General features: G+C 66.9%; 9 protein-coding genes. 5 read left to right on the top strand and 4 right to left on the bottom strand.

Going from position 1 to position 7,545, the window contains the following annotated elements; genetic code table 11:
• Nucleotides 1-84: 84 nt before the first annotated feature.
• The 3 genes from rimM to ffh form a co-directional block, all read right to left on the bottom strand.
• Nucleotides 85-612, bottom strand: a complete 528-nt coding sequence (rimM, locus tag Q0Q02_RS22270) for a ribosome maturation factor RimM (RefSeq protein WP_293812818.1) — start codon at nucleotides 610-612, stop codon at nucleotides 85-87.
• A gap of 131 nt (nucleotides 613-743) precedes the next feature.
• A complete protein-coding gene (gene rpsP / locus Q0Q02_RS22265) occupies nucleotides 744-1,112 on the bottom strand; it encodes a 30S ribosomal protein S16 (RefSeq protein ID WP_257731397.1) in 369 nt (122 codons plus the stop codon).
• A 174-nt stretch (nucleotides 1,113-1,286) separates the two neighbouring features.
• Nucleotides 1,287-2,873, bottom strand: a complete 1,587-nt coding sequence (gene ffh, locus Q0Q02_RS22260) for a signal recognition particle protein (protein WP_293812817.1) — start codon at nucleotides 2,871-2,873, stop codon at nucleotides 1,287-1,289.
• 467 nt (nucleotides 2,874-3,340) lie between these two features.
• On the opposite strand from ffh, the gene Q0Q02_RS22255 reads away from it, so the two are divergent.
• The 5 genes from Q0Q02_RS22255 (at nucleotide 3,341) to Q0Q02_RS22235 (ending at nucleotide 6,774) form a co-directional block, all read left to right on the top strand.
• Nucleotides 3,341-3,895 (top strand): CAP domain-containing protein, encoded by a 555-nt coding sequence (locus Q0Q02_RS22255; protein ID WP_293812816.1) that lies wholly within the window; start codon nucleotides 3,341-3,343, stop codon nucleotides 3,893-3,895.
• 35 nt (nucleotides 3,896-3,930) lie between these two features.
• A complete protein-coding gene (locus Q0Q02_RS22250; RefSeq protein ID WP_293812814.1) occupies nucleotides 3,931-4,353 on the top strand; it encodes a hypothetical protein in 423 nt (140 codons plus the stop codon).
• Nucleotides 4,354-4,438: 85 nt separating this feature from the next.
• A complete protein-coding gene (locus tag Q0Q02_RS22245; protein ID WP_293812812.1) occupies nucleotides 4,439-5,065 on the top strand; it encodes a LysE family translocator in 627 nt (208 codons plus the stop codon).
• 8 nt (nucleotides 5,066-5,073) lie between these two features.
• A complete protein-coding gene (locus Q0Q02_RS22240) occupies nucleotides 5,074-5,682 on the top strand; it encodes a bifunctional 2-polyprenyl-6-hydroxyphenol methylase/3-demethylubiquinol 3-O-methyltransferase UbiG (protein ID WP_293812811.1) in 609 nt (202 codons plus the stop codon).
• A 33-nt stretch (nucleotides 5,683-5,715) separates the two neighbouring features.
• Nucleotides 5,716-6,774, top strand: a complete 1,059-nt coding sequence (locus Q0Q02_RS22235) for an MBL fold metallo-hydrolase (RefSeq protein ID WP_293812809.1) — start codon at nucleotides 5,716-5,718, stop codon at nucleotides 6,772-6,774.
• Nucleotides 6,775-6,905: 131 nt separating this feature from the next.
• Here the strand turns inward: Q0Q02_RS22235 and Q0Q02_RS22230 are convergent.
• On the bottom strand, nucleotides 6,906-7,545 hold a 640-nt coding region (locus Q0Q02_RS22230), incomplete at its 5' end, for a GyrI-like domain-containing protein (RefSeq protein ID WP_293812808.1).

The following is a 7,545-nucleotide window of genomic DNA, read 5'->3' as shown; positions in this document are numbered from 1 at the left end:
TGCCAGCTCTCCCAGGCATCGTCATGGAAGCGCATGTTGTCGACGATGGTGCCGTCCATGTCGAAAATCAGGGCGCGGGCAGGCCTATGGCTTCTCATTGTCGGGCTCGAACAATCCCAGGGGGGGCTCGACCTCGATCTGGCGCGCGGCGATGTCGATGCGCGGCGCAAAGGCCTTGGTAAAGGGCATCAGGATGAAGCGCCCGTCCGGCGTCTTGATATCGAGCAGGTCGCCGGCCCCATAATTCTCGACCATGGTGACGGTGCCGAGCACCGCGCCGTCCGGCCCGACCACGCTGCAACCGATCAGGTCGGCATGCAGGAATTCGTCTTCGTCCGCGTCCGCTGAAAGCTTGTCGCGGGCGACGAACAGTTCCGTCCCGTTGAGCGCTTCGGCCTGCTCGCGCGTCGTCACACCCTTGAGCCGGGCGACGACCACTTCCTTGGCCGGGCGGATATCGGTGATCTCGAAGCTGCGGCCCTTGCCGTCGGTCAGCGGGCCGTAATCGGCGATCCCGAGGGGATCGCCGGTGAAGGTCTTGATCCTGACCTCGCCGCGCACGCCATGCGGCGCGCCGACGATACCGAGCAGGATGAGATTGTCGTCAGACATGTTTCGTCATTCCGGCCAAGCCGCGAAGCGGCGCAGAGCCGGAATCCATCGAAAGGCGGCTCCGCTCTACGATGGATTCCGGGTCACCCTTCGGTCGCCCGGAATGACGAAGCCCCGTCATCAAGACGAAATCACGCCTCGGCGGCTTCTTCGGCAGCCGGAGCAGCGGCCTTCTCGGCCTTCTTCTCGGCGCGCTCCTTGGCCTTCTCGCCGGGAACAGCCTTGTTCGGGTTGTTGCGGGCAGCGCGCTTGACGAGGCCGGCGGCGTCGAGGAAGCGCAGGACGCGGTCGGTCGGCTGCGCGCCCTTGGCGAGCCAGGCCTGGACCTTCTCGATGTCGAGCACGACGCGGTCGGCGGCGTCCTTGGCCTTCATCGGATCATAGGAGCCGATCTTCTCGATGAAGCGGCCATCGCGCGGCGAGCGCGAGTCGGCGACGACGATGCGGTAGTAGGGGCGCTTCTTGGCGCCGCCGCGGGTCAGGCGAATCTTGAGGGACATGGGTCTTCTCTTTCTCTGGTCTTGGTTGGTCTTACCGGCTCGCGCCGGGCACTCGTCCGTCATGCTCGCCCTCGTGGCGAGCATCCACGTCTTCACCCGCCCGCCACGTCGCGAAGACGTGGATGGTCGGGACAAGCCCGACCATGACGGCGCCCGTCACGGTCGAACGATTTCTCACTTCTTCTTGCCACCGAAGGGGCCGCCCAGGCCGGGCAGGCCACCGCCGCCGAGGCCCGGCAGCTTCGGCATCATCCCGGCCGGCGGGGTCACGCCCTTCGGCAGGCCGGGGAAACCGCCCGGCGGCATCGAGGGCAGGCCGCCGCCCGCGCCAAGCTGCTTCTGGAGTTCCGCAAGCTGCGCCGGGTCCATCTTCGAAGGGTCGGGCATGCCGGCCGGCAATCCAGCGCCCATGCCGCCGCCGAGCCCGAACATCGAGCCGAGCTTGCCGAGCATGCCGCCCTTCTGCTTGCTCATCATCTTCATGGCGTCGGCCATGCCGCGATGCATCTTGAGCAGCTTGTTGATCTGCTCGGCCGTGGTGCCGGAACCCGCCGCGATGCGCTTCTTGCGGCTGTTCTTGAGCAGGTCGGGATTCTTGCGCTCGGCCGGCGTCATCGAGTCGATCGCGGCGATCATGCTCTTGAACATCTTGTCGCCGACGCCCGCGCTGGCGAGCTGCGACTGCGCCTGCTTCATGCCGGGCAGCATGCCCATCACGCCGCCGATGCCGCCCATCTTCTCCATCTGCTGGAGCTGTGCGCGCATGTCGGAGAGGTCGAACTGGCCCTTGGCCATGCGCTGCGCGGTGGCCTGGGCCTGCGCGGCGTCGATCGTCTGCGCCGCCTTCTCGACCAGCGAGACGATGTCGCCCATGCCGAGGATGCGGTTGGCGACGCGCGAGGGGTGGAACTCGTCGAGCTCGTCGACCTTCTCGCCGATACCGACGAGCTTGATCGGCTTGCCGGTGACGGCGCGCATCGAGAGCGCCGCGCCGCCGCGCGAATCGCCGTCCATGCGGGTCAGCACGATGCCGGTGAGGCCGACGCGGGCATCGAAGGCGCGGGCCGTGTTGACGGCGTCCTGACCGGTCAGCGCGTCGGCGACGAGCAGGACTTCATGCGGATTGGTCGCGGCTTTGACCTCCGCGACCTCGGCCATCAGCGTGTCGTCGAGCGTCACGCGGCCGGCGGTGTCGAGCATCACGACGTCGTAGCCGCCGAGACGGGCGGCCTCGACCGCACGCTTCGCGATCTGCACGGCCGACTGGCCGGCGACGATCGGCAGCGTCTGCACGCCGACCTGCTGGCCGAGGATAGCGAGCTGCTCCATGGCGGCCGGACGTCGCGTATCGAGCGACGCCATCAGCACCTTCTTCTTGTGGCGCTCGGTCAGGCGCTTGGCGATCTTCGCCGTCGAAGTCGTCTTACCCGAACCCTGAAGGCCGACCATCAGGACCGGGACCGGCGGCACGGCATCGAAATTGATGCCCTCGCCCTCGCCGCCCAGCGTCTCGATCAGGACATCGTTGACGATCTTGATGACCTGCTGGCCGGGCGTGACCGACTTCAGCACCTCGGCGCCGACGGCGCGCTCGCGCACCTTGTCGGTGAAGCTGCGGACGACCTCGAGCGCGACGTCGGCCTCGAGCAGCGCGCGGCGAACCTCGCGGAGCGCCGCGTTGACGTCCTCCTCGGTCAGCGAACCCCTGCGGGTCAGCCCCGAGAGGATGCCGGAGAGCCTGTCGCTCAGCGTGCCGAACATGCGGACCTGCCTGCTTGCCTCAGGAAGCCTTCAAGGCCACAACCTCATCGCCAAGCGGTTTCGCGCCCGAGGGCGCAATCGCGCTGTCGGGCGTTGACCTCCGGGCTCATGGAAGCGGCTTGCGCGGCCCGGTCGGCGGATGTGGTTTCGGCGATGTCGGCGAAACGAATGCGGTCTTAAAGCGGAAGACTGTGGCGAAAGTCAAGTTTGGTGCGGATTTGCGGGCCGGCTGAACTGCCTCGCGGCCGTCTTGCTCGGGCTTGACCCGAGCATCTCCCTCCAAAGCAGACTCCCACGGCTCACCTTCCCGAGATTCTCGGGTCAAGCCCGAGAATGACGCCCCGTCCCAGAGCAACGCCCTTCCACCACATGCGATTCAAGCTCGGCACGGGATTGTGAGATTTGGCCGCAGAACGGCCCTGATCGGTCGGCATCGCTGCAGGCTCGATTCGCAAACGTGCCGGCCCATGAAACTGAAACCTGCCTCGACCCTGCTGGCCCTCACGCTCCTCCTCGCCGCATGCGCCGGCGATCCGCGTCGCGAAGGCCCGCTCGATCCGCGCATGGTCGAGAAGGTCGCGGCCGTCTCTCTCGACCCCGCCCAGGCCGGGCGCATCCTCAACGCCTACCGTGCCAGCCAGGGTCTCGGCACGGTCCGGCCGGACCCGCGCCTGATGGCGATGGCCCAGCGCCAGGCCGATGCCATGGTTGCCGCCAACGCGCTCTCGCATGACGCCGGCGGCAGTTTCAGCGCCCGCATCCATGCCGCCGGCATCGACAGTGCACGGGCCGCGGAGAATCTCGGCGGCGGCTATTTCTCGGTCGAGGAAGCCTTCGACGGCTGGCGCAAGTCGCCGGGCCATGACGTCAATCTGCGCATGAAGGAAGCCACCCGCTACGGCATCGCGCTCTCCAAGGATCCGCGCACCAGCTATCGCGTCTGGTGGGCGCTGGTGCTTGCGGCGGAACCGGAGGTGCACCGGTACATGGGTGACAATGACAATCCGCCACAGCCTCGCTAACCAGCGACATCCGTCACTCCCTAGCGAGCGTCCAGATGTCCATTCGGTCCTTTATTCCTTTCGTCATTGCCGCATCGGCCTCTTTCGCTAGCCTGAACGGCGCCCAGGCCCAGCCCTGCGCCACCAATTTCACCTCGTCCGGCGTGCCGATGGTCTCGCAGATCACCTACCGGACCTGGGACCTTTCGAAGAAGCCCCCCGCCGCCGTCCTGCCCGTGATCCTCCGGGCGATCGAAGCGGACGGCGATTTCGGCGACATCCGGACCGACAAGGCGGGCACCATCACCGCCATGCAGGAAGTCACCGGCTCGGGCCGCCCGCAGATCCTGAAGGTGACGGCACGCAAGCAGCCGACCGGCACGCGCATCGACATCGCCTTCACCGTCCAACCCGGCCAGGTCGCGCCTGAAGACGCCGTGAAGAAGGCTCTCTGCAACTTCCTCAAAGGCACGCGCTGAGCGGGCCTCAAGCCAGGTCAACTCGGCTCTTTACAAACACCCGCTTCTGGTGATGGCTCTCGTCTTTAACGGAGCCATCACCACCATGACCTTCGAAGCCTGGATCGCCTTCACCGCCGCCACCGCGGTCCTTCTGGTCATCCCCGGACCGACCATCCTCCTCGTCATCTCCTATGCCCTCGGCCAGGGCTGGCGCACCGCCTTCCCGATCGCCGTCGGTGTCGCGCTCGGTGATTTCACGGCGATGACCCTCTCCATGCTCGGTGTCGGCGCACTGCTCGCCACCTCCGCGCTCGTCTTCACCACGCTGAAATGGATCGGCGCGGCCTATCTGATCTGGCTCGGCATCAAGCTCTTCCGCGCCGGCGGCACGCTCGACGCCAAGCCGCGCGAGGACGCTGCTCCCGGCTGGAAGATGCTCGGCCATGCCTGGCTGGTAACGGCACTGAACCCGAAGAGCATCACCTTCTTCGTCGCCTTCCTGCCCCAGTTCCTGGACACCAAGGGCGATTTCTGGACGCAGATGCTGATCTTCGAAGCGACCTTCATCACGCTCGCCTTCGCCAATGCCATGGGCTATGCGCTGATCGCCTCGCGGGCGCGGGCCGTGATCGGCAATCCCCGCGCGATCGGGCTGTTCAACAAGGCTGGCGGCACGCTCCTGATCGGTGCCGGCGTCGCGACCGTCGCGATCCGCTCCGGCAGCAACTGACGCCGATCATGTCGAGCAAGGACGACCAGACGCTCGGCTTCTATGCCGAGGAAGCCAGCGCCTATGCCGGGCGGGACCGGCTGGCCGAGCACCGCCGCATCGATCCCTTCGTGGCCAAGCTCAAGCCCGGCGCACGGGTGCTCGAACTCGGCTGCGGCGGTGGGCAGGACAGCGAGGAGATGCTGCGGCGCGGTTTCGATGTCGTGCCGACGGATGGCTCACCGGAGCTGGCCCAACAGGCCGAGCTACGGCTCGGCCGCCCGGTCGGCGTCCTGCTCTTCGAAGACCTTGAGGAGACATCGGCCTATGACGGCGTCTGGGCGCATGCCTGCTTGTTGCATGCGCCGCGCCCGGCCCTCCCAGGCATCATCGATCGAATCCACCGCTCCCTGCGGCCGGGCGGCGTCTTCTATGCCAGCTTCAAGGCCGGCGAAGCCGAGGGGCGCGACGGCCTCGGCCGCTACTTCAATTATCCTTCATCTGCCGAACTACGCGCTGCCTACGGTTCAGAGGAACGCTGGCAGTCCCTGTGGATCGAGGAGGACATCGGCTCCGGCTACGACCGTCAGCCGACACGCTGGCTTCACGCCCTGGCGATCAGAACGCCGGAGCCTTGACCAGACGCCGCGGCAGCCTACCTCTTCAGCACCATGACCCGCCGCAAGCTTCTCTCCTTCGTCGGCCTCGGTACACTGCTCGCTTCGACCGGCGCCGCCTGGGCCGCGATCTCCCGCTCGCGCAATCCCTATTACCAGGGCCCGGTGAGCGGCCATTTCAACGGGCTCGTCTTCAGCGACGGCCGTCCCGTAAACAAGGGCCTCGCCGACGTGCTGCGCTGGCAGACCGGCAGGCGCGAGCGCGAGGCCTTTCCCTCTGCCTATCCCGCGCCGCCGCAGGACAAGCCCTCGGCGCGCGTCGGGGGCGCCAGGATCGTCCATCTCGGCCACGCTTCTTTCCTTTATCAGGTGGCCGGCCTGAACCTCCTGGTCGACCCAGTCTTTTCCGAGCGCGCGAGCCCCTTCTCCTTCATCGGTCCCAGGCGCGTAAACGCGCCGGGCGTCGCCTTCGCCGACCTGCCGAAGATCGATGCGGTGCTGGTCACGCACAACCATTACGACCATCTCGACATCCAGACGCTGGCGCTGCTGCACGACCGCGACCAGCCACGCATGATCATGCCGCTCGGCAATGACTCGATCGTCCGGGCCCGCATCCCGGATGCCCGCGCCGAGGCGCATGACTGGCACGCCCGGCTCACACTCTCGGATACCGTCGCGGTCACGCTGGTACCGAGCTACCACTGGTCGGCGCGCGGCGCCTTCGACCGGCGCATGGCGCTCTGGTGCTCCTACATTCTCGAAACGCCCGCCACGAAGATCTTCCATATCGGCGACACCGGCTATCACGACGGCTCGCTCTATCGGGAACTCGGGAGCCAGCACGGGCCGTTCGATCTCGCCGTGCTGCCGATCGGCGCCTATGAGCCGCGCTGGTTCATGTCGGACAACCACATGAATCCCGACGAGGCGGTCAAGGTGATGCTGGCGCTGGGTGCCAGGCAGGCGATCGGCCATCACTGGGGCACCTTCCAGCTCACAGACGAAGGCGTGGAGCGGCCGCCCGAGGCGTTGAAGACAGCACTTGCTGAAGCCGGCTTGCCGGAAGAGCGCTTCAGGCCGATGCGGCCGGGCTTGAGCTGGAGCGTTTGAGAGCCCCCACCGTCATTGCGAGCGAAGCGAAGCAATCCAGGGGGACCGGGCGAACGGTTCAACCCAGTCTCCTGGATTGCTTCGTCGCTTCGCTCCTCGCAATGACGGCGAGGGTCGACGATCGTTTCAGCCTACTTCGGCTGGACGTAGACGTTGATCTCGAGATTCGGATCGCCGGGATCCTTGAGATCGCTGACATATTCTTCGAGGAAGGCGTCCTTCACCGTGATGCTCTTGGCCTCGAGATAAGCCGTGATCGTCTCGTAGGTGGAATCGATGTCGTCATAGGGCGCGACATGCAGGAAGCGCAGCGCCCTCCCCACCGGCGAAGCGCTCAGCTTCACCCCAGGCCCCAGCGCGGGAGGCAGGCTCCCGGCCGCCACCGCGACGGGCAGCATCGCTTCGAAGCGGAAACCGTCATCGGTCGTCTCGACGAAGAGCGACAGGGGCCGGCCCGCGACAGGCAGCCCCACCTTCTGCGCTTCGGCACGCAGGATGTTGAAGCTTTCCGACAGCCTCTGGAAGCCCTGGTCCCAGCTCGCTTGCCCGGACAGGAGCAGCACCGGCTTAGCGACCAGCGCGACCTCGTCGATATCGCTGGCATCGCCACGCTTGCCGGCGAGCGTCGTATTGGGATCGGGCACGCCGGTCTGCTGCTGCACGGGCGGCGTCGGTAAGGGCTGGCCTGGAGGCGGCAGGGTCGGCGGCGGCTGCACCGGCTGCGGCTCGGCCGGCCCCGGAAGCGTCGGCGCGGGCTGCATCGGCTGCGGC

Origin of the sequence: uncultured Allobosea sp. (assembly GCF_945956895.1) — a bacterium.
In the GTDB taxonomy this organism is placed as follows: domain Bacteria; phylum Pseudomonadota; class Alphaproteobacteria; order Rhizobiales; family Beijerinckiaceae; genus Allobosea.
The sequence above is the reverse complement of the archived record's forward strand: the minus strand, read 5'-3'. Positions and strand labels throughout refer to the sequence as shown.